Raw genomic sequence first — 26,275 nt, forward strand, 5'->3', positions numbered from 1 at the left:
GATGAAGTAACGGAATTGCAACAGAAAAGAGAGCGGCTTCTTTCATCCGCCCTCTCTATTATAATAGCTTTCTTCGTTTTTTTACGGCAGCAAATACGTAAGGTAATCCTAATGATAGAACAGCAAGGACTAACAAGCCTAAAGAGATCGGCTTATCAATAAAAATCGCCCAATTCCCATTTGAAATTTGCAATGCTCTTCGCATCGATTCCTCCATCATCGCCCCTAAAATAAGAGCGAGAATGAGCGGAGCTGCCGGAAAATCGTAAAGCCTCATAAAAAATCCGATGATTCCAAATACGACAACCATTCCTAAATCAAATGTGCTAAAGTTCAGTCCATACACACCGATCATACAAAAAACAATAATAAGCGAAAGCAACATCGCTCTTGGTAAATTCAATATTTTTGAAATGAACGGAATAAGCGGTAGGTTTAAGACTAGTAGAAAGATATTCCCGATATACATACTTGCGATAACACCCCAAAATACATCAGGTCTTTGCTCAAGCATCATCGGACCAGGCGTTACACCCATAACAAGTAACGCACCTAATAATACCGCTGTCGTTCCCGAACCCGGTACACCGAGGATTAGTAACGGAACAAAGGAGCCACCACATGCAGCATTATTTGCCGATTCTGGTGCTGCTACCCCTTTAATATTTCCTTTTCCGAATGTGTCGCCATCTTTGGCGAGCCTTTTTTCCATACTGTATCCGAGAAACGAGCCAACCGTTGCACCTGCACCCGGTAAAACTCCAGTGAAAAACCCTAAAACAGAGCTTCGTCCGATTGGTCCGGAAATATCTTTTACTTCCTGCTTAGATAATTTAAGTGAACCAATTTTATTTTGTTTTGCTGCCTGACGTCCACGAAGAAGCATCACAAACACTTCAGCTAAGGCAAACACCCCTAATGCAATAATTAAAAAGTCGATCCCGCCTAATAGCCTTACTTCTCCAAATGTATAGCGCGGCGTCCCTGTTTGTAGGTCGATTCCGACAATCGAAATCATCACCCCAAAAACAGCTGCAATAAGACCCTTTACGAGCGATTTATCTGATAAACTAACGACTGCCGTTAAACCTAACACCATTAACGCAAAATACTCAGTTGGACCGAAGCTAACAGCCACTTTAGAGAGAAGTGGCGCTATTAACATTAACCCGATAACACTGACGGTACCACCAATAAAAGATGCATACGCCGCAATGGCTAATGCCTTTCCAGCCTGACCTTTACGTGCCATTGGATATCCATCAAATGAGGTTGCAACCGTACCAGCAACACCGGGAGCGTTTAGCAAGATAGAGGACGTTGAGCCCCCGAAAATGGCTCCATAATAAACACCAGCCATTAAAATTAGTCCTGAGGCAGGATCCATTCCGTATGTGATTGGAATCATTAGCGCAAGCGCACTAATAGGCCCTAACCCCGGCAACATTCCAATAATAGTCCCGGCTAACACACCGATAAAAACATATAGAAGATTTTCTAATTGAAGGGCAACTTGAAACCCATATAATAAGTTTTGTAATGCATCCATTCGTTACTCCACCTCCTTTAAAACGGTAACAAGCCTGTTGGCAAATAGACATTTAATCCTTTTGTCATAATCAAGTAAAAGCCTACACTTACACTTACTGTGACAATTCCATTGATAAGATGACGTGTGTATCCATAATAAAAAGTAAGAAAATAAAGTAATCCAATTGTACTTAAAACAAAACCGAGAAATTCAAATAGTACAATATAAACGATTAAAGTCACAATCGTAATCAAAACTTGCATTTTCGGGTGCTTCCATCCTGTTTCTTCTGTGTTATCTTCACTTTCAGCAGCTTCTTCTACTTCTTCTACTTCTTCTAATGTCTTCTCTTCTTCCTCCATATCTACTACCGGCTCTACTTTCTTTTCAAAGAAAAGCAATACGGATAGAACTAACATCGACATTCCAAGAACCTTCGGAAATAAATCCGAGTCGATTGGTCTTGGGATTGAAAAGCTTGGAATCTGAAAAGCTATAATTAAATAGGCTACAGAAAAAATGAATAGAATGACGGCAATTTTTTTATTCACATGCCATGTTTTCACATTCGTCAGCCTCCTTATTAAATAGATTACAAATACATAGCTTTCTCCTCAAAAAGGGGAAAGCTATGTATTTGTTTCAGTGTATAGAAGGGTGGACTAAATCGGTCCACCCTCCTACTATTATTGCTCGATTAAGCCGATATCTTCTAAAATCGTTTCAAATTGCTCGTATTGTTCATCTAAGAATACCCCGAACTCTTCACTACCTTGGTAAGCATCAAGCCAGCCAAGCTGCTCACGAACATCCTTCCAAGTCTCAGTTTCTACCATTTCTTGATACATGTTTTCATAATAGCGAACAGCCTCTTCTGGCATATCCTTCGGTCCCATGATTCCACGCCAGATGTCAAACGTATAGTCAATGCCTTCATCCACGAAAGTAGGAATATCAGGTAAAACATCTAAACGTTCTGGAGCAGAAATAGCTAGAGCTCTTAGTTCACCAGACTCAATTTGACCTTGTGCCTCACCAACACCAGTAGCAACTGCATCGACATGACCACCTAATAGATTCGTCATCGCTTCGCCACCACCTGAGAAGGCAATATAATTTACAGATGCTGCATCAATACCCGCTTCAACCGCAGCTCCAGCAATTGCAATATGGTCCATACTACCAGCAGCAGAACCACCACCGATACTAATCTCAGAACCTCTTTCTTTAATATCATCAAATAAATCATTGATTGTTTCATAAGGTGAATCATTTGGGACAAGTACGACAGAATAATCCGTAATTAAACGTGCAATTGGTGTAAAGTCTGTATGGTCATAATTCGATGTTCCACTTAATGGTACAAGAATAATAGGTGGACTCGTTGCAAATAGTAAATGTGGATTTCCTTCCTCAGCTGCAATTTGCGACCAAGCTACAGCTCCACCACTACCAGGCATATTAACTGCTGCAAAATTTTGTGGCGCTAAGCCTTCCTCTGAAATGACTCTTGATGATTGACGAATCAATGTATCCCAACCACCACCTGGGTTAGCCGGAGCAATATACTCAATTGGCTTTGTAGGTTCCCATGCCACCTCAGTATCTTGTTCAGTACCTGCTTCTTCGTTACTGTTTGCCTCTGGTTCTTCTACTGCAGGCGTATCATCCCCACCACAGGCAGCTAACACTAACAAACTAGAAAGAGCCATCGTTGAAATTATACTTTTGAAACGCTTACAAAATTTCATAAAAAATTCCCCCTTTTCTTTCTTAGTTTTACTTTAACGTCAGATAAGAAAAAGAGGAATATTGTTTAAATAAGCTCCATTTTGTTCATTTTGTTCACAGCGGAAAATAACGTCGCTCAGGTCTACCAACATCGCCATATTTCATCTCAGCATGTGCATGTCCAGTTGAAATTAAATATTCTAAATAGCGCCTCACCGTTGAGCGACTGGCACCAATCTGCTTTGCTCCCTCAACGGCTGTAACACCTTCCTCTATATGCGAAGTAAGAACCGCTACAACCTTTTCAAGCGTATACCGATCGATTCCCTTTGGTAGTTCTTCATAATCTGGCTCAATTGGAATGGATGCCCGTTCACGAAGCTGATCAATTTCCGTTTGAGTAAATTCCTTTTTTTGCATTAATAGTTTTTGCTTTTTACGGAAGCGATTCAAACTATCATGTACTCGCACGCGATCAAGAGGCTTAATCATATAATCAAAAATACCAGCTCGCATAGCCTCCTGCACCGTCTCTACTTCTTTCGCTGCCGTCATCATAATAATGTCAATTTCCTTATAATCAGTCCGGATCGTCCATAGCAACTCTAAGCCTATCACATCTGGAATAAATACATCGAGTAAGATTAAATCCGGTAAATGTTCAGTCATTTTCAAAAACTGCAAGGCTTCGTCTCCCGTTTTACAAACATCTACGACATTAAACCCTTCTAAGTCTTCAACGAATTGACGATTGATTGCAGCTACACGAAAGTCATCTTCAATAATTAAAACCTGAAAATTACTCACTACTTCACCTCATTCCCCTCTTCTATTTGCTTAGGAATCGTCACAAGGAAACATGCCCCTCCATGTTCTCCTTCCTCTAATAGGATTGTCCCACCTACTTCATCTACTGCTTTCTTCACTAAGGCTAGTCCAAACCCACGATGTGTCCCATCTTTCGTCGAAAACCCTTTCTTAAAGATTTCCTGTTCCTTTTCAAACGGAATACCAGGGCCGTTATCCTCTATTTCTATGATAAGATCATGCCCTAAATCCGTAATAGCCAAAAAAACATATCGTTCTTCCTGCTTTATTTCTAGCAAGGCTTCAAAGGAATTTTCCAACAAATTTCCGAGAATGGTGACTAATGCCTCCTGCTGCTTATAAGTTAAATCAGTCGTGCATGAACTGTCTTCACTAATCTCAAAGGTTACACCGATTTCATGAGCTCGATTCATCTTCCCTAATAAAATCGCGCTAACCATTGGATTACGTATTCGCTGGATCAAAAATTGAATTTGCTCTTGCTGAATATCATTTTCTCGTTGAATAAATTCGATTGCTTCTTTTATTTGATTGAGCTGGAGCAAGCCAGAAATCGTATTTAGTTTATTAGAGAATTCATGCGTTTGCGCTCGAAGTGCATCGGCATAGCTTTGTGCCTTTGATAGCTGCTCAGAAATTTCTTTAATTTCTTTTCTACTCCGAAAGGTTGAAACTGCTCCTACAATTTGATTTTCATACATAATAGGGACACGGTTAACGATTGTTAAATCATCGCCGATCCAAAGCTCTTGGTTAAATTGACTTTCTCCTGTTTCAAGTACCTCGGGGAGCCTCGTATGCGGAATTAAATCAACGATAGGCTTTCCAATAATATCACCTTTGGATAGGGCAGGATCCATGAACCTCCTAGCTGCCTGATTGTATAAAACGACCTTGCCCTGCTGATTAACCGCTACCATTCCTTCATGAATCGATTGCAAAATAGCCCCTCGTTCTTCAAACATTCTGCCAATTTCCTCTGGCTCTAGGCCATGAATATCCTTCTTAACATGATAAGAAATAAAGTAAGCAACAAGTAAGCCAATAACAATCATAATTGCAATAAATGACCAAATATCATCTTGATAGCCTTCAATAATCTCATCAATTTGGTCCACTAAAAATCCGACCGAAACGACCCCGATAATCTGTCCCTCATCATTGTAAATCGGTACCTTCCCTCGTATTGAAGGTCCTAAAGAGCCGACCGCTTCAGAAATATAGGCCTGTCCACCTTTAAGCGCTAGCTCATTATCTCCACCAACCATCGGTAAACCAATCCGCTCAGGAATGGGGTGCGAATACCGGATACCTTCTCGATTGCCTACTACAATAAACTCAGCATTTGTCTCCTTACGAATCGACTCAACAATCGGCTGAATCACCTGTTCAGGATGCTCTTCAAGAAATGCACGTTCAATTTCTGGCATTAATGCCACCGATTGAGCTAAGCTTAAAGCTCGAATCCCTATTTGCTCCTCTAAAGTATGAGCAAACTTTTGATTTAAGAAAAATCCTAATAAGCCAAGCATGACAATCACCAGACAACCGATTAAAACAAGCATCTTGACGACAAAGGGAAGGCGAATATTACCATTGATCATCAAACCACTCCCCTCAATTTTCTAGATAGTAGGAATCTGCCAATTAATGACTTCTTGTTTTTGCATTTTAAGTAGTTGATTAATCGTTGAAAAAGGACAACTCCCAAAGAATCCTCGTTTTGCTGAGAAAGGACTCGGATGTGGTGCTTGCAATACATGATGCTGAGTTGCTGTAATCAACGCTTTTTTTGCCTCAGCTTGACGCCCCCATAGTACAAAGATAACCGGCTTTTCCCGTTTATTTAATAAATGAATCACTTTATCCGTAAACCTTTCCCACCCGATTTTTTGATGGGAAGCCGGTTCTCCCGCCCTTACAGTTAACACGGTATTTAATAAAAGCACACCTTGCTCTGCCCATGGGACAAGATAGCCATTATTCGGAGTCTCACAGCCAATATCGTCTCGTAATTCTTTAAAGATATTTTTTAAGGAAGGTGGAATGTTCACACCTGGCTTTACCGAAAAGCTAAGCCCATGCGCTTGTCCCGCTCCATGGTACGGATCTTGACCAAGTATAACGACCTTTGTATCATGATAACTTGTTAAATTAAAAGCTTGAAAAATATCATCTATCGCCGGATATATTGTGTTTGATTCATATTCCTGCTTTAAAAACTGAAAAAGCTCTTGGTAATAAGATTCTGCAAACTCTCCCTCAAGTAATTCCTTCCAGTCATTTTTTATCATCATATTGTTTCCTCCGACTTATTGCTTATTCTAGTTTATCAATACTCCTACTTGAAAACCATCTCTAAAAAATCAAGGGCACTGAAAAGCACCCTTTTTCAGTGCCATCAAAAAATTCCCTTCTTTTTAACATTTTATCGTTCATCATAAAAAACAGTCTACCTCCTATGAGATAAACTGTTATCGTTGAATATTTATTTCTTTACCGTATCTTCCTTCAGTCCGAGAATCCACGTTGCGACAAATGCACCGATAGCTGCAATTAAGAAGCCAATCGCGTAATGAAGCACATTGCTCATCCCAAATGGAGCAGCAATCGCAAACATCGGAATTCCCGTTAATCCATATGCGTTCGTAACAACATTCGTAAACACGACATAAGCTCCTCCAAGTGCGCCACCAATTGCTGCACCGATAAACGGACGAATAAACCGAAGATTCACCCCGAAAATAACTGGTTCGGTAATTCCAAGAAATGCAGAAAACGAAGCTGGAATTGCGATTTCTTTTATTTTAGGATTTTTCGTTAAAAAGAAAACAGCTAGACCGGCTCCACCTTGAGCCACATTCGCCATCGCCCAAATGGGCAGTAAGAAGTTCACCCCAAAATCAGCAAGCAAAGCAGCTTCAATCGCATGGAAACTATGATGAACACCCGTAATGACAATGGTTGAGTATAACCCACCAAATAATAGACCAGCAAATGGACCCGCAGTGTTGTATATAAAATCTAGACCCCATGTTAACCCGTTGCCTAGCATCGTTCCTAGTGGACCTACAAATAATAAAGCGATAAAGCCCGTAACAATGACCGTCACAAATGGAGTAATAAGGAGGTCAATTGCATTTGGTACATAACGGCGAACGTTTTTTTCAATTTTGCTCATTAAATATACAACTAATAAAATCGGAATAACCGTTCCTTGATAACCTAGCAAATCAACATTCATTCCTAGAAATTGAATGGTTTCTGGTTCTGCATTTGCTAATGTCCAAGGATTAAGTAAAGCAGGATGGGTTAAAATTCCTCCTAGTACAGCCCCTAAGTAAGGGTTTCCGGCAAACTCCTTCGCAGCACTAAACCCAATGAGAATCGGTAAAATAATGAAAGCAGCACTTGAAAACATATCTAAAAACAAAATCCAAGGACTATCAGGAGCAACCCACTCAAAAGCCCTCATCATTCCTAGTAGTCCCATTAATAATCCACTTGCAACAATTGCTGGAATAATCGGCACGAAGATGTTTGATAACGTTCTTGCCACTCGGGCAAGTGGATTCATCTTCCTTTTCATCGCTTCATGATGATCGATGTGCTTTTCGGCGGCTTCCGTTTCCGAGCCTCCTAAGCCTGCTAACTTGGCAAAGTCCCCGTAAACTCGATTAACGAGTCCGGTTCCCAAGATGACCTGGAATTGACCAGCTGCTTGGAATACTCCTTTTACTCCTTCGATTTCCTCAATTTCTTGCTTGTTTGGCTTTTCATCATCGTGTAACACAATACGTAGACGCGTTGCACAATGGGCCGCACTCATAATATTTTCTTTTCCTCCGAGCAGTTCAATTAACTCAGTCGCTACTTTTTTTGTATCCATTTTCGTTCCCCCTTAACGTTTTTGTAAAAACAAACAAAAAAAAGACCTAAAATGGCCCAGTCTCGTGTCACACACGGTCTGTTCCCATTTTAGGTCTTGCCTGCGATATCAGTAACAATCCCACATATGTTGTTTACGCTAACAGTCTACCTGCTTTTCTTTTGTTCGTCAATTTATTTCTACTTGTAAATAATACCTTGAGATTAAAACAAGATGTGAGCCATTAAAACAACAACTGGTAGTGTAATTAATGTACGTTGAATGAAAATGAGCACAAGGTCTAAAAACTTAACCGGAATTTTTGAACCTAGTAACAAACCACCAATTTCAGACATATAAATTAGCTGTGTAACAGATACAGCCGCAATCACAAAGCGTGTAAATTCACTTTCGATTCCACTACCGATAATCGCCGGTAAAAACATATCTGCAAAACCGATGACCATCGTTTGTGCTGCCTCAGCTGCTTCAGGAACCTGCATAACCTGTAGCAATGGAACAAATGGCGCGCCTAAAATTTGAAAAACAGGCGTATTTTCAGCGATAACGACTGCAATCGTTCCTAATGCCATTACGATTGGAATAACTGCTAGCCACATGTCAAGAACGTTCTTTACGCCACCCTTTACCGTCTCCGTAAAACCATTGTTCATTGTCGCACGGTGTAAAGCTTGCTGCATCCCCCACTTAAACGGTGATAGCGTCGGCTTTTTCATCTCAGCTGTTTGCTGACTACCATTAATATAAATATCTGCCTTACGCGATAATGGTGGGATTCGTGGACAGATTACCGCCGCAACAAACCCCGCAATAACAATGGTTAAATAATATTGGAAAAATAAATGTTGCAGCTCTAATTGCGCCAAAACGACAATACTAAACGTAATTGAAACAACCGAAAACGTCGTTCCAATAACAGCCGCTTCACGCTTTGTATAAAAACCATCCTCGTATTGTTTGTTTGTTAGTAATACCCCAACTGTACCGTCACCCATCCATGATGCAACACAATCAATAGAAGAGCGACCTGGCAAACGAAACAACGGTCTCATTACTTTGTTTAAAAGAGAGCCAAATAGCTCCATTAATCCAAAATTCATCAATAGTGGTAAGAAAAAACCTGCAAATAAGAAAACGGAAAATAAGATTGGCAGTAAATCATATAAAAGTAATCCACCCGTATAATCAGACCATATTGCTTCTGGCCCAATTTTAAATAATGTCATCGCGGCTAACACAAAGCCGATGACACGAATAATCACCCAACCAGGATGCACGGCGAATAATGCTGTTAAAAATGGTCCTTTCATCAAATCTCGATTAACTAAAGATACTACAGCCAAAACTGCTGATATAAACAATAGTCCTGTCAGAATGTAAGGAAGGGTATCACCAAAAAATTCCTGGACAATCCCCGCTAAAAAAGCAACCGGTATCGTAATTTCCCCGTCCATCGATAACGGAGTCATGAATAAAAAGATCCCAATTAATGACGGAATAATAAAAGCTAAATAATGCTGTAATGAATAACGTTTCATTTCTATATTTTGTCTTTCTTTACTGTCGCTCATCGTAACCCTCTTTTCCCTTGTATAATTATTTTTCACCCTTTATTATTATACAGAAAAACTTTTAGATGTCACCGATGAAATCGAAGAAATTTGTGGAAATATGTCGAATTTCTTTTCTGTTTTCTTCCCTATAACCTATATTTAGATAATATGTAAAAACTTACACCTTTATTCAAGAGCATTGAAAAAGGGAAAAGCACCCTTTTTCAGTGCCCTCCTTTATTCATCTTTGAATGCATCATGAATTAGCTTAATGTCCAAGCCGAAATGGATACTGGGACGTCCCAATCTGCCGAGAAGCTAATCGTTTTCTCGTGAGCGTTTGGATAAATGCGTGCTGTAAATACCTCTGCCCCATCATTTACGAACAGTTCAAGAGAAGACGAATCTAAATATATCCGTAAGTTCTCAAGCCCTTCAACACGGCAATGTCGTTCTTCAATCGTTTGATTATCAACAAAGCTCACTCTCTTTAAGGTTAAAAGCTTTGATTCTGAATGATAAATCACTTGGGCATGCTGACGAATTTGAATGATCATATCACCTTTTGGCTGACTAGAACACGTAAGGAAAACTTCGAGTGATTCGCCTTCAATTCCTTCAAAGCTCTGTTCATCAGTTGTTAATATCACATTTTCATAACGAAATTCTTCCTGACGTAACGTCTTTAATTCTTCAACTGGCCTCTGATAAAGCTTATCGCCTACTAATGTTAATTCTCTTGGCAGAGTCATTGCGTGTATCCAATGTGCTTGAATCGTCGGATGATGCTCCTCACGCTCTTCTGGTAGGCCAAGCCAACCAAACATTAATCTCCGGCCTTTTGAATCAAGTGTTGTTTGTGGGGCATAAAATTCAAACCCGCGATCAAGCTCCACAAATTGCTCATGTTCAAACAACGGCTTCTGGTAATCGAGGGTTCCTACAAAATAGCCAGCCTGATAAAGGTTATTATATAAAATCCCTTCTGGCTCTAGCCCTTGTGGTGACAAAATTAAAACGTCCTTGCCATTTAAGGTAATCACATCTGGGCACTCCCACATATAACCGAAATCTGCAAGAGGCTTCATATGTGCTCCGGCAATCGGACCAAGGTGTTCCCAATTCTTTAAATCCTTCGAGCAAAACAATACAGCTAATCCTGTTTGCTGTTTACTTTGCGCACCAATAACCATATAAAACATATTTTCATGCTTCCATACCTTCGGATCACGAAAATGAGCGGTGTACTGTTCAGGTACTTCGAGCACCACTCCCTGTTTTTCAAATGTGAAGCCATCCTCGGAAACTGCCATTACTTGATAGCTTTCCCGCTCACCGTGTTTATTTTTCACATTTCCGGTATAAAAAAGATAGAGCTTACCGTCATGTTCAATGGCACTTCCTGAATAGCAGCCGTTTTTATCAAACCAATCGGATGGAGCAAGGGCAATTTCGTGATGCTCCCATTCGATAAGGTCCGCTGACGAATAATGCCCCCAAAACTTCGCACCATGCGTCGTTTGAAATGGATTCCACTGATAAAACAAATGGTATCTACCTTTAAAATACACAAAACCATTTGGATCATTTAATAGACCAACTGGTGGCATAAGGTGATAGTTTAGTCGATAACGGTCACTTTCTACTTGCTCACGATATGTGTCAATTGCTTCCTCTGCTTGTTTTCGTAACTGCTTGTCACGTTCCATTTTTCTACATCCCTTTCACAAACAAATAGCACACCAAACGAAGGGTTTGGGTGCTATTTCATTATTTTAATGCGTAAATTTCTTTACTTCCTTTCGTAGCTCACTTGCCAATTGATTCAATTGCTCCGCCGAACTAGCGATTTCCTCCATCGCCGCTAATTGCTCCTCTGTGCTCGCCATCACCTCTTGGGAATGGTCTGCGCTCTGAATGGAGGACTGCTCCATTTCTGCTAGAGATTCGCTTAACTGTACCGTATTCATCGCAATATTTTGTGTAGCAGATGATACGTTGAGCATTTCTTCTGTCATCTGTTCAATCGAGGCTGAAATACTAGAGAACGATTGTCCGACTTCATGTACAACACTCGTTCCGATCTCCACTTCCTTCGTACCACGGCTCATCTCCTCAACGACTTTATCAGTATCGGTTTGGATCGCATTAATCATTCCGGAAATTTTCGCCGCAGATGAACCTGACTCCTCAGCTAGCTTCCGTACCTCGTCCGCAACAACAGCAAAACCTTTTCCATGTTCACCAGCACGTGCAGCTTCAATGGCTGCATTAAGTGCAAGGAGATTCGTTTGTTCCGAGATTGACGTAATTAAGTTAAGAATGTCGCCGATCTCTTTTGAGCGTTCGCCAAGCTGCCGGATTAATGAAGCTGACTCGCTCACCGTTTGTTGAATTGTACCGATTTGGTGAACTGCACGTGTAATTGCCTGCTCCCCTTCTTTTGAATGCTTTGAGGCTTCCTCCGCTTTATCACTTGCACTAGCAGTTGCAATTGTTATTTTCTCCACGCCTTCATAAACCTGCTTGGCGGCTTGTGAGCTTTCCTTTGAGCGGGAAACCGTTCCTTCAGAGGTAGTCGATACTCCCTGAATCGTAACAGCAATCTGATTTGTTGCTGCAGACGTTTCCTCTGAGCTTGCTGATAGCTGTTCTGCTGTAGCAGCAACCTGACTCGACATTGTTGCCGTTTTTCCGATGAGACTTCGTAAATTTTCTCTCATCTCATTAAAAGCTACTGTTAACTGCCCAAGCTCGTCCTTTGTTTTTGTTTTTATCTCGTCCCCTGTCAAATCACCTGAGGCAATTAATTTAACCGGTGTAAGCAAACGTTGGATAGGCTGTAATATACTTTTTGATAAGAAAAAGGCAATAATCACACTTCCAACGACAACGATAATGGCCATGATAAGAGTCATCGATTGTAATGACTTCCCAGAGTTATCCACCTTATTCAATACTGATGTAATATCCGTTCTGGCATCATCGCCTGTTGCTCTGAATAGCCTCATCATTTGCTTAGCATTTGAAGTACCCTTCCCAAGTAATACGAGCTTGGCCTCTTCTTTATTGCCATTATCATAGGTAGGGAAAACCTCTTGCGCTATCGTATTCGTCCACTCTGTATTCACCTTTGTAATGTGAAGCACAGCCTCATCCTTCGAGTGTTCAGCAATCCAAGCACTAAGCTCCTCGCTTTCCTTAGTAAGCTTTTCAAATTCTAGCTTATAGTTACTATCCCCTAATAGAACGTATCCTCTAGCAAGTGCCAACCGTTCGGCAACATTGAATGCCATTCTCTCTTTTGCAAGTAGCATTGGAATGCTTTCCTCATTCAAGCTTTCAATCGCTTCGTTTGACTGTTGAACGTTCAACACTGTATAACCTGAAAAACCTAGCATTAATAAAACAATCAATGAAAAGCCAATCAAGATTTTTGAACGTAGCCCCATCCCTTTTTCCCCCTAACTTTTCTTATGTTTATATTTTTATTGTAAGTTGATGACTTAAAAGCGCTGCTGTTAATGTTTCAAAAGTTAATTCCGCCGTTTCTTTTAAATAAAGGTCAGCTTGTTTCATCGCTTCATGAGCGCCAATGCCGACGGAAAACATATTCGTTTGTAAGATTGCCGTTAAGCCAGCTTCTCCATCTTCAATCGCAACACATTGTGAGTCGTTAACCCCAAGTGCCTTAGCTGCAGTTAAGAAGATCTCTGGGTCCGGCTTACCGCGTCTTAATTTGGAGACATCTACAACGTGGTCAAATCTCTCCAATAACCCTAGCTGATGAAGAACCTTAGGCGCATTCCGACTAGCTGAGGCTACAGCCATCGGAATCTTCCTCTTATATAGCTCCTCAATAAATGATTCCATCCCAGGTAAAATATCCGCTTTCGTTAATGTTGATATAACTGTGAGATACTCTTTGTTTCGCTCGTCACTTAGTCTATCAATCTCATCATGAGATAACTGTTTACCTGACTTCTCTACGAGTTTTTCTAATGTATCTCGTCGACTTAATCCTTGTAGATCCTGATTTTCTTGTCTGTTTAACATAAAGCCAAGCTTACTCGCAATTCGTCTATTAATCTCATATTGAATCGGAACAGTATTCGAAATCACACCGTCCATATCAAAAATAACTGCCTTCATTTCCACCAATCTATCCACTCCTTTAATGCTGAACCTCCTACACATAACTATAATACAAATCGACCTAGTAAATATATAGCAACTTCTCAATCGACAATATCCGACGTAATTTGTTTTTCTCTTCAGTCTGTTTATGTTTATTTATTTATGGCTACAATGCTAAGAGATCTCTTTTTCACATTGTTTCCTTATTCTTTTATCTGTTTTATAAGGAGTTATTCATAGATGATGATCCGTATTTCAAACATTCAATTATTTGCACTCATTATTACATTCGAAATTGGAAGTACTACTTTATTTGCCTTGGGCATTGGCGCCAAACAAAATGCTTGGATCGTGATTTTATTAGCTTCTATTATCGGTCTAGGCTTGTTATGGGTCTATACTCAGTTTGCGAAAGATTACCCTAATCAAAATTTTTCAACGATCCTTAATGAATTACTAGGACCAAAATTAGCAAAGCCTTTACTGTTTTTATTTGGCATTTATTTTATTAATCAGGCTCTTCATAATTTTTATGAGTTTGGTGTATTAATTAAAATGACTGCCTTACCAAGAACACCTATTCTTATAATTTTATATTTGTTTATTGTTGTCACGATTTATATTTTAAGCTTAGGGTTTGAAGTGTTTGCGAGAACGTCAGAAATTTTAGCGCCTTACTTTCTCACCTTCTTAATTTTAATTTTTTTAACTACAGTTGTTTCTGGAGAATTTGATATTGCTGGCTTTCGGCCTGTTTTAGGAGGGGGATTTCAGCCTGTTTTAGAGGAGTTGCCGACAGTTATCGCCTTTCCATTTGGGGAAATGGTCGTCTTTCTTATGTTTTTTCATTTAGTCAATAAACCAGAGCATATTCGAAAAGTAGCTTTTTGGGCGGTCGGCCTTTCTGCTTTTATTTTGATGCTTTCACTCGTCGTCATGCTTGCAGTGTTAGGTCCAGAGCTAACCGCAAATACAGAAATTCCCATATTAGAAACCATTCTGACTATTAATATTGCAGAGATTATTACAAACCTTGACAGTATTGCTGTATTTATTATGTTCATCGGTGGATTTTATAAAACTGGTTTACACTTTTTTGGATTTTGCTTAGCAATGACTTGGGTGTTCAATTTGCAGAAAACGAGATGGCTCATTATTATTTTCGGTCTGCTTCTACCTATTTTCTCTATTTACCGTTTTTCTGGCTTGGATGAGCAAAGGTATAAAGGGTTAGAGGGAGGAATTTACGGCATTTTGTTAATGGCTTCCTTACCTATACTATTATTACTAATCAGCGTTGTGAAACGAAAAAAGTCCACCCGGAAAGGAGTTTAATATGTCAATTCCAGCTATCCTAACCATTGATATGCTGCTATCGTTTGTTTTCATAGGAGGTGGACTTTATGCAGTCATTTTACTGTTTATCCTTATCTACCATACATGCTCTTTACTTTTTAAACGTTAGTTATTATTTTGGATCGAACGGACCTTTCATTAAGCCAGTGCTTGTTAAATTTACAGATACATTTACCGTTACGGATGTAGTTGGAAAGATCTGTACCCAATTCGCCTTTACCTCATTCCAGATTTTTGGATGTTCTCGATTTAATGTTTTTCCAAATCCAAAGATATCAGCTTGAAATTCGGTCTGGGCCTTATTTACAACCGCCTTAACTTCCTTTTCAATTAACTGTTCGATCTCTTTCTCAATTTTCCGCACGTAATCAAAGATTTCTTTTCTTGTTTTAAACTCACCCGTCGCTTGTAATTCAGATATTCTTCCCTCTTGTTCGATATCAATCGTATAAGAGATGTTTTTGCCATTTACCTCTGGTTTAATCTTTGCTCTGAGTTCCTGTAAAAGAACGGTCACGAATTTCCCCTCTTCCAAAGTAGAGGGAACAGATAACGTTCCTCTAATCTTAGGACCTTCTCCTGTTATCCAGTTCAGGCCTCTCGTTTCGCTTTCATTCAAAAACCCTTTTAACTTATCCTTTTGGAACACAGCTGCGCCTGAAAGCTTAATACTTTCAAATGGTTCAATATCGGTTTTCTCATGAACCAATGCAGTAGCGACTGGATCAACGCCTTCTGCTAAAGCTCGTTTATAAAAATTGAGGATATTAACAGAAACAGCGACTTGCTCTGCATTATTATCGATGAGGTTTTGCAAATAATTTGCAGGAATTCTAGCTATATTATTGGCCTTAATTTCAATCGGTTTCTTTGCTTCAACGCCTTTTGTAATGGAAAGCCAAACATAACCTCTTACTTCTTTTCCTCTTTGAAATGAGTCAATAATCGGAATGATCCCCTCTTTAGCTACTTCTTCACTTATGACAATGACTTTATTATGGGCAAAAAATCCTGTTCGATCGGTTGTTTGATTGGCTTTACGCATCACTTCATATATCGTTTTTCCTGTTGTCGTCACCAATAAAAAAGGCCGATCCGGCGTTGGTGTTTGAGTACTTTCGGCTGCAGGACGAAGAAATTCGGATGTGAGAACATATTCGCCTGTCTCTTTATCCTTATCAATTGCCATCGCTGCAACAATCCCAATTTCCGTTATTTCTCGTCGATCCCAGCAACCTGTCAACAACAAAAGACAAAGAATGGCGATTCCTATTCTCAATTTTCTCCCTCCTCTGGTCGATGAGGCTTATTTTCAAAACTCTGTCTTTGCGTTTTTCTCCATAAAATTGACTGTGGTCTTGATTTAAGGAACCATAAAGGGAAACGCACAATTGCATCCTTCCACTCGCTTAGTCTGACAGAAGCCATTGGCGCTAAGTAAGGTGTACCAAAGGAGCGTAACGAACAGAGATGCCCTAATAACACTAATGTTCCCATAAGAACCCCGTAAAAACCAAATGCAGCCGCTAAAAACAACAGAAAGAATCTTGATAAGATGATCGCATCATTTAAGGCGGTTACGATAAAGCCCGTAATCGCTGTAAGAGCAACGACAATAACCATCGGAGCACTAACCAAGCCAGCTGTAACAGCTGCTTCGCCAATAACGAGTGCACCAACAATACTAATGGCGGAACCGACTGGGCGTGGCATACGAACTCCAGCCTCCCTTAATAACTCGAAAACAATAATCATTAACATCGCTTCTATGAACGCAGGAAATGGGACTTTTTCTTCTGCAGCTGCCATTGTTAGTAAAAGAAGAGAAGGAACCATTTCATGATGAAAGGTAGAAACGGATACGAAAATAGCTGGTGTTGCAACCGTTAAAAACAGGGCTAACACCCGAAACAATCGCATTAACGTTACTAAGTACGGGCGAGAATAATAATCCTCTGTCACCTGTAAGGTTTCTACGAATACATGCGGCACTGTCAAGACGAAGGGAGTCCCATCACAGAAAATAGCCACTCTTCCTTCGAGAATTTTTGCCGCAATTTTATCGGGCTTTTCACTATTGGCAATCGTCGGGAAAATTGAATAAGGATGGTCCTCAATATACTGTTCGATATAGCCAGACTCTAAAATCATATCCGTATCGATACGGTTTATCCGTTCCTTCACTTCTGCGACGATTTTCGGGTTGGCAATTCCTTCGATATACCCGATTCTAATTCGTGTATTAGACTGCTTTCCTAACTTCATTTCTTTAAATACTAAATTTGGGTTACTGATTTTCCTACGAATAAGTGTTGTGTTTACTTTTAATACTTCGTTAAACCCTTCGCGCGGTCCCCTTACACTTGATTCTGTATCTGGCTGTTCTACATTTCTTGATTCAAACCCTTGGCTACTGATAAGCAGCGCAGAATCATAGCCATCAAGAAAAATAACCGTATTCCCTGATAAAATGCCATCGATAGACTCGTCGATTGTGTGCACTTCTCGTATATTCGTCGAGGTGAACAGACGTTTTTTTAACATCGACAAAACGTCAGCCTCGTTTTTCGCACCTTTTGCAGGAATATCCTCCAACAACGGGTGGATTAAGTGTAACGTAATATACTCTTCGTTTACGAGCCCATCAAGATAACAAATAAACACGTTGATCGGTTTTTGATAGTAGATCTCAAGCTCTCGATATTTAAAATCATCACTTTTCCCAATTATGTTTTGAATTTGAGCTGTATTTTCTTCAATGCTTTGACCTACAGGGCCGTAAGTTTGGCTTTGTTGTTTCGTTGGCATGCGTGTAGCTTTTATTTTTTGAAGGTATTTTAATCTTCTTAGCACAGCCTATTCCTCTTTCAAATCAGATTATATACTCGTTATTATCTAACTTTAGATGAAAAAAATACAAACAGATTCGTTTAATCTGTTTGTTGAATCAGCTAAAAAAGACCAAAACGAATAATTCGTTTTGGTCTTTCAGATCATATCATATTATTAGAACTTCGCTTGGTATGCGTCAAGCTCCCAGCCAGTAACAGCTAAACGGAAGTCATCACACTCGCCGCGTTTTAACTCTAAATACTCATTAAATGTATGCTCACCTAATGTTTGACGACCGATTGAACCTTCTTCAAACTTGCTTAGAGCTGATTCAAGGCTAGTAGGAAGGTTTTCAATTCCACGAGCTTGTAATTCTTCAGAAGTCATGTGGAAAATATCAGCATTCACTGATGGAACTGGAGTTAATTCACGATCAACACCGTCAAGACCAGCAGAAGCGATAACTGCAAATGCTAAGTAAGGGTTAGCAGATGGGTCTGGGCAACGGATTTCAACACGAGTTCCTGCACCACGAGTAGCTGGAATACGAATTAAAGCTGAACGGTTTGATGCTGACCAAGCGATGTAGCAAGGTGCTTCATAACCAGGAACTAAACGCTTGTAAGAGTTAATTAATGGATTTGTAACAGCAACAAATTCCTTCACGTTGTCCATAAGACCAGCAATAAATTGGTATGCCTTTTCTGATAATTCTAAGTCTCCGTTTGCATCATAGAATGCATTTTCTTGCTTAGCATCATCAAATAATGAAATGTTTACGTGCATTCCGCTTCCGTTTTCACCAGCAAGAGGCTTAGGCATGAATGTTGCGTGTAAACCATGTTGCTTAGCAATTGTTTTAACTACCCACTTGTACGTAGTAGCAGCATCAGCTGAACCTAATGCATCAGCATATTTAAAATTGATTTCATGCTGACCAACAGCTACTTCATGGTGAGATGCTTCAATTGTGAAGCCCATCATTTTCAAAGCTTTATAGATTGCAAGACGTACAACTTCACCATTATCCTTTGGAGATGGCTCAAAATACCCACCAACATCTTGAGTACGTTGAGTTGGTAAACCGTACTCATCTGTTTCGAATAAGAAGAACTCTAGCTCAGGTCCGACACTAATTGAATAGCCTTTATCTTTAGCGCGAGCTACTGTCTTTTTTAAAACGTTACGAGGATCACCTTCAAAGTCTGATCCATCAGACTTTTTTACACTACAAAGGAAACGAGCTTCAGAATAACCATCTTCCTCCGTCCAAGGTAATACTGCAAATGTAGATAAATCCGGATCTAAATATAAGTCTGATTGATTAATAGGTGTAAAGCCAGTAATTGAAGAACCATCAAACATTACTCTTCCTTCAACCGCTTGGTCGATTTGAGCAGCTGTGATCGTTACGTGCTTAAGGATTCCCTCGATATCAACAAATTGCATATGAAGCAATTCTACGCTTTTTGATTCAATCGTTTCTTTAATCTCTTTAATCATGCTTTCTCTTGTTGGTGCAGATACAGTTGCCATTTCTTATTTACACTTCCTTTTCATGTAATCTTATGTGACACATTCTTGTTACCTTTTACTTTAAAACCCATGACGTTTTTTCGCAACCCCCTTGTAAGATTATCTAACAAGGTTTTTCGCGATTTACGGTAAAAATATAGACTTTTTTCTTGCTTTCTCTTGTTTTCCTTCCTATACATCAAGAAAACGAGACTTTTAGGATTAAATACGGAGATTTTTTGAATTTTGACATAAAAAAAAGCTAGAGAGGACTCTCTAGCAATAAAAAGGGGGTGCTACGTTGAGCTCATCATAATTATGATGGGTTAATTTTAAAATACCAGCTAATTAAGCTCTATTCAACTAGCTCGTCCCATTCTTTATGTAAACGAAACAAGCTTTACAATTATTTTACAAAAGTCCCAAAAGATTCACATCTTTTGGGACTCCATAGTTTATTATCAAATTATGCTCTCTTTGATTGAGCTTTCTTTTTACTGTTGAAGCGGAAAGCTCGACGCTCATCCGGTTTGTTTCCTCGACGACGATCGTCGCGACGCTTGCGATATGGCTTACCAGCACCACCACCGCCGCCTTCAGCACGACGCTTCTTAACACGTAAAGGTGCTTCATCTGTTAACTTTACGGTTGTTGTATCTGGTTCTTTTGTCAGAAGTTTAAGTGCCGATGCAAGAGCTGTTGTAGCATCTGTTTCTTGCAGCAGCTCTTTTGCTGCCTGACGATACGCATCTGCTTCGCCATCATTAATAAGATCACGTAGCTGGTCGATTGCCAATTTTTGTTGGCCTTTTATTGCTTCTTCGTACGTTGGCACCGCACGTTTTATCATTTTTTTCTTCGATACTTGCTCAATGGTTTTGACATGATCTCTTTCACGAGGCGTGGCAAATGTAACAGCAACCCCTGATTTACCTGCGCGCCCTGTTCGACCAATACGGTGAACGTAGCTTTCTGGGTCTTGCGGTAAATCAAAGTTATAGACATGCGTTACGCCACTAATGTCTAATCCCCGAGCTGCAACATCTGTTGCGACAAGGACATCGATTAAACCATTTTTGAATTTACGTAGCACACTATCCCGTTTCGCTTGGTTTAAATCTCCATGAATTCCTTCTGCTCTATATCCACGTTTAATTAGAGCTTCTGATAATTCATCAACACGTCGCTTTGTACGACCAAAAACAATGGCAAGCTCTGGAGTATCAATATCAATGAGACGACAAAGCGTATCAAATTTCTCACGTTCATGAAGTTCAATATATTGTTGTTCAATATTTTCCATCGTCACTTCTTTAGACTTGACTGCAATCAGCTTTGGCTCATCCATAAAGGTTTGAGCAAGCTTTTCAATTCTCTTAGGCATCGTTGCAGAGAACAGAAGTGTTTGACGTTGCTTTGGAATTTCTTTCAAAATCGTTTCGATGTCTTCAATAAAGCCCATGTTTAACATTTCATCAGCTTCATCTAATACAACCATTTCAACTTGATCTAAACGAATCGTTTTACGACGCATATGGTCCATTAAACGACCAGGTGTTGCTACGATAAGATGCGGCTTTTTCTTAAGGTCACGAATTTGACGGCGCATATCCTGACCACCATACACTACGACCGTACGTACACCTTTATATTTACCCATCTTCGTTACAGCTTCTGCGACTTGATTTGCAAGCTCTCTTGTTGGAGCTAGTACAAGTCCTTGTACATGATCCTTTTCCGTATCAATTCGTTCAATTAATGGAATACCGAACGCCCCAGTCTTACCTGTACCTGTTTGCGCTTGACCAATAACATCCTTTCCTTCAAGAGCAGTTGGAATGGTTGCACTTTGAATAGGTGTTGCTTCATCAAACCCCATTTTTGTTACTGCTCGAACGACTTCTTGATTTAATCCAAATTCATAAAATGTTGCCAATTAGAAATCCCCTTTTCATCCAAATTTATTCTAGCGCCTTCATGTGCTGCGACACGTAAGATGTCAGACATCCAAGGAGCTTTTCTCGTTGGAATACAGCCAAAGCTAGACATCTTATCTATAAGTTTTCCTTAATTCGTTCAGAAAACACATTAAAAAACCATATTCCACAACAAGGAATATGGTCGGTATCCTTATGCTATGTGTCGCCTTATATTAAAAAAACCGGCGCTAATTGCTTTATAAGCTAAAGGTAATCTTACCACGGACGCGCAAAAAAGGCAATGGAGGAAAAAAAAGAAAATAAGCAGCAAACTTCCTTTGCTTAAAAAATGAAAATCTACGATGGGAGAGACAAAACCCAATGCACCCACTGAATGATGGTTGAAGCTCTACGTGCATATGTTGATTCTGACCCAACTCCGTATACATGCGCATCCTTCATCCACATTACAATCCGGTCACGACTTGGCATCTCTCCTTCAGTTAAACAAATGGATAACACCTTTTGAAAAACCTCATGTTCAATCACACAGGCAGCTAGACCGAGATATTTTTGCTTATACGGCTTGTGCATAAGCTCTTCACCTTTTTTCGTCAAACGAAATCGAACCACTTTCTCTATGTCTTTACTTCGCTCAACAAGGCCTAGATACATCGCAGCCGTCGTATAATAATTAGTTTGTCTTTCATCGAAGTTATACGTCGTAGTAATATCAGCCTTTCCTAGCTCATTCTCCACCAATAACCCTAATAAATCGACAATTCGTTCAAAGGAATCAGCTTGCGGAAATGGAATTGTAGGCTCCTTGACAATATCTAGATGAAGAAGGTTCGTAATATCTTCCTTCGTAATTGACTGATGGGCAATCATATAATTTTTTTGTTGAACAAGCTCCAGTGAGTGGTAGCTTAACGGGTCACGAAAGCGATATTCAAAAAAGCTAAATACATCGTTCGAATACGTAAAAAATATTGGAATAACGGGCTTGTTTACTTTTTCACTCCAAAGACGAAACGGGTAATACATTTGTCTAATTAAAAAATCCTTTACCGTTTCTTTTTTCGCTTCAACAATGACAAAACTGGATTCCGTTTCATAACCGGCATCAATTTCCACCTGAGCGTTTGTCACTTCTACTTCATATTCATTTCCGTTATGTGTTCCAATCGTAAAATTAAACGCCTTTGATGACATTCTCCCGCTTACAGTCGGCTGACTACGCTCACCAATTACATCGTCAATCATCCCTGTTAAATACGCGGCATGTAATGCTGCACTTTCACTGTAAAGATTTGTCGGATCCAAACTAACAATATGATCGGGGAGTTTTTTTACAATTGGTTTTACCTTGGAATCATAGGTAACTTCCTTGTAAGCATTAAATTGCCCGATCACATAACGAGAACGGGAAAGTGGTAAAATTGATAAATGATGCTGCTTAAATAATGTTGGTAAATTGCTATAATGGTCAAACTTAGCCATCAGCCTCGGCTCGCGCCCAGAAATCGTTTTTATGTCCTTTGCTGCGATTTCAAAAAAGCCATTTTTATCTATCTCTGCTAAAATGGCAAAGTGATCAAATAACACTTGCCATGCTTTATCATTAAGCCCTTGGGACATGATTCATCACCAGCACTTCTTCAATTTTCCCTCTCTTTGTTGCAACAGAGTTAATGTTGCGTGTAGCTCCAACAATTTCAATGTGGAAATGCTTATAAAGTTCTTTCACATAATCCGTTGCAGAATTGCTCACTACGATGTAGCAGCCACGTTGATCTAATTCAATACATACATCCCGAAGCCGTTCCTGCTCCTTCTTGCCAAATCCATCTAAACTGTAGCTCGTAAAGGAAGCTGTTGTACTTACAGGATCATACGGGGGATCGAAATAAACAAAGTCCCCGGCCTTTGCCTTTTCAACCACTTTCTCGAAATCTTGATTGTGGATCATCACCTCATTCTCATGAAGATAACGATGAACCGCACGTAAAACATCAGCATTTATAATATTTGGATTTTTATATTTCCCGAAAGGAACATTAAATTGTCCCTTTTGATTAACACGATACAACCCATTAAAACAAGTTTTATTCAAATAAATTAAACGAGAGGCCCGTTTTGTATTAGACAGTTGTCGATATTCTCCTTCACGGTCTAGATTACGGATGTCATAAAAATAGTCTGACGTATTTTCATGCTGTTCTAAATCAGCAATCAAACTCTCTACATCATCACGAATGACTTGATACGCATTAACAAGCTCCTCATTTACATCATTTATAACAGCCCTTGTTGGCTGAAGATCAAATAAAACGGCTCCGGCACCAACAAATGGCTCATAATACGTTCCAAAATCGTTTGGAACATACTTACGAATTTCGGACAAAAGCTGACGCTTCCCGCCAGCCCATTTCAAAAACGGCTGAGCTTCCTTAATCACCTAACATCTCCCTTTCTCTCAAGCCATTATATCAAAAAAAGAACCACGAGTTTGGAGGGTACTGAAAAAGGGTGGGTTCCCCTTTTTCAGTACCCTTTAAGTAATGTGCCGATCCGTTGCCATCTTCTTAAAAGCCTGCTATGAGCAGGTTTCTCATAGCAGGCGAACAACGTGTGGAGCCATTGCTGCTTCCTAGCGCCTGACTTTCAAGGAGTTTTTCAGTGCCGTCTAGTTTTAACCTTTTTCAGTGGCCTCCGGGTTTGGGTTCTTTTTTTCATTTAAAACGTCTTTGACAAGTTTCGTTATTTCATTATAAAACGATAAACAACACTTGTTCAATAAACACTGTTATGAGGTACTAATGCCTTCATACTTCAGGAAAATTATAAACCAACAAACCACTCTTTCTCATTTCCATATGATTTTAAGCTTTTGTTGTCCGAATAAGAAGTTCATACATGGTTTTTCGTTGTTCGGGAAACTTATGGAGGAAATGGATTTAAAAAAGGAGGGATATATATGGCAGAATTACACACAAACCAGCCTGGAGAGCCAGGTTCATACTGGCTTTCATCAACCAAACTACCGTCTTTCCCTAAACTAGAAAAAGACTTGCACGTTGACGTGGCGATTGTTGGTGGCGGTATGACAGGGATTACAACGGCATACCTTTTAAGAAAATCAGGGTTACGTATTGCCATTTTAGAAGCAACAAGAATAGCAAATGGGACAACAGGACACACGACCGCAAAAATTACGGCACAGCATGGTATCATTTATGACGAATTCAAACAAAATCTTGGCGTAAATAAAACAGAGCAGTACTATCAAGCGACATCAGAAGCGTTAGATTTTATTCGCCAGCTCGTAAAAGACGAAAAGATCGAATGTGACTTACAGGAAGAACATCATTATCTCTATGCAACATCAAATCGTGGTGTTCAGAAGCTAGAAAATGAGTTTAAAGCATATCGTGAAGCAAACATTCCAGGAGAATGGGAAGATTCTCTTCCGTTTAATATGCCGATAAAAGCAGCAATAAAAATGCCAAACCAAGCTCAATTTCATCCTTTGCGTTACATAGCCCATCTCGTTGACGCCATTCAAAAAAGCGGAGTCGAAATTTTTGAGGCTACTGTAGCTACCGACGTAGACGAAGGCGATCCCCAAACCGTTCATATCGATTCAGGGGCAAAAGTAAAAGCAAAACATGTTGTTGCCGCTTCACATTTCCCATTTCATGACAAACCAGGACTCTATTTCTCCCGCATGTACGCTGATCGCTCTTACATTGTTGGAGCTAAAACAAAACAATTTCCAGGTGGAATGTATTTAAATGCGGAGACTCCTTCACGCTCGCTTCGTTACACGATGGTAAACGGCGAAAAATTACTCTTGATTGGTGGAGAAGAGCATAAAACGGGACAAGGCATGGATACGTTATATCACTATGAGGCTTTGGAAAACTTCGGAAAAGAGCTCTTTTCCGACTTAGATATTCGCTATCACTGGTCAGCCCAAGATTTAATTACATTAGATAAAGTCCCTTATATCGGTAAAATAACGAAAAACCATCCAAATACGTATGTCGCCACAGGCTTTAGAAAATGGGGAATGACAAATAGTACGGCTGCTGCGCGACTAATTTCTGATCAAATTTTAGGAGAATACAACCCTTACGTCGAGCTATATAATCCATCTCGGTTTGTAGCTGACCCAAGTATCAAGAAGTTTATGTCCTATAATGGCGATGTCGCCAAACACCTAATTAAAGGTAAATTCGAAAACCCTGACCGCACACCTGAAGAGTTGACTAAGGATGAAGGTGGCGTAGTTACAGTAAACGGCAAACGTGCCGGTGCCTATCGAGACAACGACGGAACTCTCCACGTTGTAGATACAACCTGTACACATATGGGCTGTGAGGTCAACTGGAATCATGGTGAACGTACATGGGACTGTCCGTGCCACGGCTCCCGTTTCTCATTTGAAGGAGAAGTAATCGAGGGCCCAGCGAACGAGCCTCTTACCCCTCTTCTTCAATCGAATAAAAAGTAAATTAACTTAGGCATGACACTAAAAAAAAGAGGGACAAATTACAGACGATTTGCCCCTCTTTTTTATGTTTTATCTCAAATCGTTTTGGTCGACATTTAATTCAATCGTATTCCCTGATGGGTCCAAGCAAAAGATTTGTGCAAAGCCACTGCGGCTATCAGGCTTTTCAACGATGTCAATCTTATTTTGTTGTAGCCACTTTACCGTTTCATAATAATCTATCACACGGAGGGCAAAATGCGGAGCACGGGTGTTTATCGTTCTCTCAAGATTAATCGTATGGCCTGGGTCGATAATCAAATGAAGCTGCTGAGCACCTACCGCAAACCAGGCCCCTTCAAAATCAAAGTTTGGCCGTGGCAACTCCTTTAGCTTTAATACGTCTCGGTAAAATACCTTTGCCTCTTCTACGTTTACAACCGTTAAGCTAACATGATGAATCGCTGTTGTTTCAATCATCCATAC

General features: G+C 39.9%; 20 protein-coding genes. 2 read left to right on the top strand and 18 right to left on the bottom strand.

The window, feature by feature from the left end; translation table 11 throughout:
* Positions 1-58 precede the first annotated feature (58 nt).
* The 11 genes from B1R93_RS13605 to pgmB form a co-directional block, all read right to left on the bottom strand.
* Complete coding sequence (locus tag B1R93_RS13605; protein ID WP_088104490.1) at positions 59-1,549, bottom strand: tripartite tricarboxylate transporter permease; 1,491 nt, start codon at positions 1,547-1,549, stop codon at positions 59-61.
* A gap of 17 nt (positions 1,550-1,566) precedes the next feature.
* A complete protein-coding gene (locus tag B1R93_RS13610) occupies positions 1,567-2,097 on the bottom strand; it encodes a tripartite tricarboxylate transporter TctB family protein (RefSeq protein ID WP_165763816.1) in 531 nt (176 codons plus the stop codon).
* A 120-nt stretch (positions 2,098-2,217) separates the two neighbouring features.
* Complete coding sequence (locus B1R93_RS13615; RefSeq protein ID WP_207634158.1) at positions 2,218-3,282, bottom strand: tripartite tricarboxylate transporter substrate binding protein; 1,065 nt, start codon at positions 3,280-3,282, stop codon at positions 2,218-2,220.
* Positions 3,283-3,376: 94 nt separating this feature from the next.
* Positions 3,377-4,069: a response regulator gene (locus tag B1R93_RS13620; protein WP_088104492.1), complete on the bottom strand. Its 693-nt coding sequence runs from the start codon at positions 4,067-4,069 to the stop codon at positions 3,377-3,379.
* Positions 4,069-5,694, bottom strand: a complete 1,626-nt coding sequence (locus B1R93_RS13625; RefSeq protein ID WP_088104493.1) for an ATP-binding protein — start codon at positions 5,692-5,694, stop codon at positions 4,069-4,071. Before B1R93_RS13625 ends, B1R93_RS13620 begins: the two co-directional genes overlap by 1 nt.
* Before the next feature lie 21 nt (positions 5,695-5,715).
* Positions 5,716-6,387: a uracil-DNA glycosylase gene (locus B1R93_RS13630; protein ID WP_088104494.1), complete on the bottom strand. Its 672-nt coding sequence runs from the start codon at positions 6,385-6,387 to the stop codon at positions 5,716-5,718.
* Positions 6,388-6,578: 191 nt separating this feature from the next.
* Positions 6,579-7,979 (bottom strand): sucrose-specific PTS transporter subunit IIBC, encoded by a 1,401-nt coding sequence (locus tag B1R93_RS13635; RefSeq protein WP_088104495.1) that lies wholly within the window; start codon positions 7,977-7,979, stop codon positions 6,579-6,581.
* Between the two features lie 203 nt (positions 7,980-8,182).
* Complete coding sequence (locus B1R93_RS13640; RefSeq protein WP_088104496.1) at positions 8,183-9,550, bottom strand: YjiH family protein; 1,368 nt, start codon at positions 9,548-9,550, stop codon at positions 8,183-8,185.
* A 245-nt stretch (positions 9,551-9,795) separates the two neighbouring features.
* On the bottom strand, positions 9,796-11,241 hold the full coding sequence (locus B1R93_RS13645; RefSeq protein ID WP_088104497.1) for a glycoside hydrolase family 32 protein: 1,446 nt from the start codon (positions 11,239-11,241) through the stop codon (positions 9,796-9,798).
* A gap of 66 nt (positions 11,242-11,307) precedes the next feature.
* The gene (locus tag B1R93_RS13650; protein WP_088104498.1) at positions 11,308-12,984 is read right to left on the bottom strand and encodes a methyl-accepting chemotaxis protein; all 1,677 of its coding nucleotides are present in this window, start codon (positions 12,982-12,984) and stop codon (positions 11,308-11,310) included.
* A gap of 28 nt (positions 12,985-13,012) precedes the next feature.
* The gene (gene pgmB / locus B1R93_RS13655; protein ID WP_245308303.1) at positions 13,013-13,684 is read right to left on the bottom strand and encodes a beta-phosphoglucomutase; all 672 of its coding nucleotides are present in this window, start codon (positions 13,682-13,684) and stop codon (positions 13,013-13,015) included.
* Between the two features lie 225 nt (positions 13,685-13,909).
* Here pgmB and B1R93_RS13660 point away from each other — a divergent pair, with 225 nt between their 5' ends.
* The gene (locus B1R93_RS13660) at positions 13,910-15,004 is read left to right on the top strand and encodes a GerAB/ArcD/ProY family transporter (RefSeq protein WP_088104500.1); all 1,095 of its coding nucleotides are present in this window, start codon (positions 13,910-13,912) and stop codon (positions 15,002-15,004) included.
* A gap of 133 nt (positions 15,005-15,137) precedes the next feature.
* Here the strand turns inward: B1R93_RS13660 and B1R93_RS13665 are convergent, their stop codons facing one another.
* From B1R93_RS13665 to B1R93_RS13690, 6 genes are all read right to left on the bottom strand, one after another.
* Positions 15,138-16,304 (bottom strand): Ger(x)C family spore germination protein, encoded by a 1,167-nt coding sequence (locus tag B1R93_RS13665; RefSeq protein ID WP_088104501.1) that lies wholly within the window; start codon positions 16,302-16,304, stop codon positions 15,138-15,140.
* Entirely contained in the window at positions 16,301-17,878 is a 1,578-nt protein-coding gene (locus B1R93_RS13670; protein WP_245308279.1) for a spore germination protein, read from the bottom strand. Before B1R93_RS13670 ends, B1R93_RS13665 begins: the two co-directional genes overlap by 4 nt.
* A 153-nt stretch (positions 17,879-18,031) precedes the next feature.
* Complete coding sequence (glnA, locus tag B1R93_RS13675) at positions 18,032-19,393, bottom strand: type I glutamate--ammonia ligase (protein WP_088104502.1); 1,362 nt, start codon at positions 19,391-19,393, stop codon at positions 18,032-18,034.
* 445 nt (positions 19,394-19,838) lie between these two features.
* Positions 19,839-21,308 carry a degradosome RNA helicase CshA gene (gene cshA, locus B1R93_RS13680; protein WP_088104503.1) on the bottom strand — a complete coding sequence of 490 codons (1,470 nt, stop codon included), beginning with the start codon at positions 21,306-21,308 and terminating at the stop codon, positions 19,839-19,841.
* A 340-nt stretch (positions 21,309-21,648) separates the two neighbouring features.
* A complete protein-coding gene (locus tag B1R93_RS13685; RefSeq protein ID WP_088104504.1) occupies positions 21,649-22,932 on the bottom strand; it encodes a type II restriction enzyme in 1,284 nt (427 codons plus the stop codon).
* Positions 22,916-23,752, bottom strand: a complete 837-nt coding sequence (locus B1R93_RS13690; RefSeq protein WP_207634159.1) for a DNA adenine methylase — start codon at positions 23,750-23,752, stop codon at positions 22,916-22,918. Before B1R93_RS13690 ends, B1R93_RS13685 begins: the two co-directional genes overlap by 17 nt.
* A 519-nt stretch (positions 23,753-24,271) precedes the next feature.
* Here B1R93_RS13690 and B1R93_RS13695 point away from each other — a divergent pair.
* Positions 24,272-25,810, top strand: a complete 1,539-nt coding sequence (locus B1R93_RS13695) for an FAD-dependent oxidoreductase (protein ID WP_088104505.1) — start codon at positions 24,272-24,274, stop codon at positions 25,808-25,810.
* Between the two features lie 69 nt (positions 25,811-25,879).
* Here B1R93_RS13695 and B1R93_RS13700 read toward each other — a convergent pair whose 3' ends face one another.
* Positions 25,880-26,269: a VOC family protein gene (locus B1R93_RS13700; protein ID WP_088104506.1), complete on the bottom strand. Its 390-nt coding sequence runs from the start codon at positions 26,267-26,269 to the stop codon at positions 25,880-25,882.
* Positions 26,270-26,275: the final 6 nt, after the last annotated feature.

The organism is Halalkalibacter urbisdiaboli (assembly GCF_002156385.1).
Classification (GTDB): domain Bacteria; phylum Bacillota; class Bacilli; order Bacillales; family Bacillaceae_D; genus Halalkalibacter_A; species Halalkalibacter_A urbisdiaboli.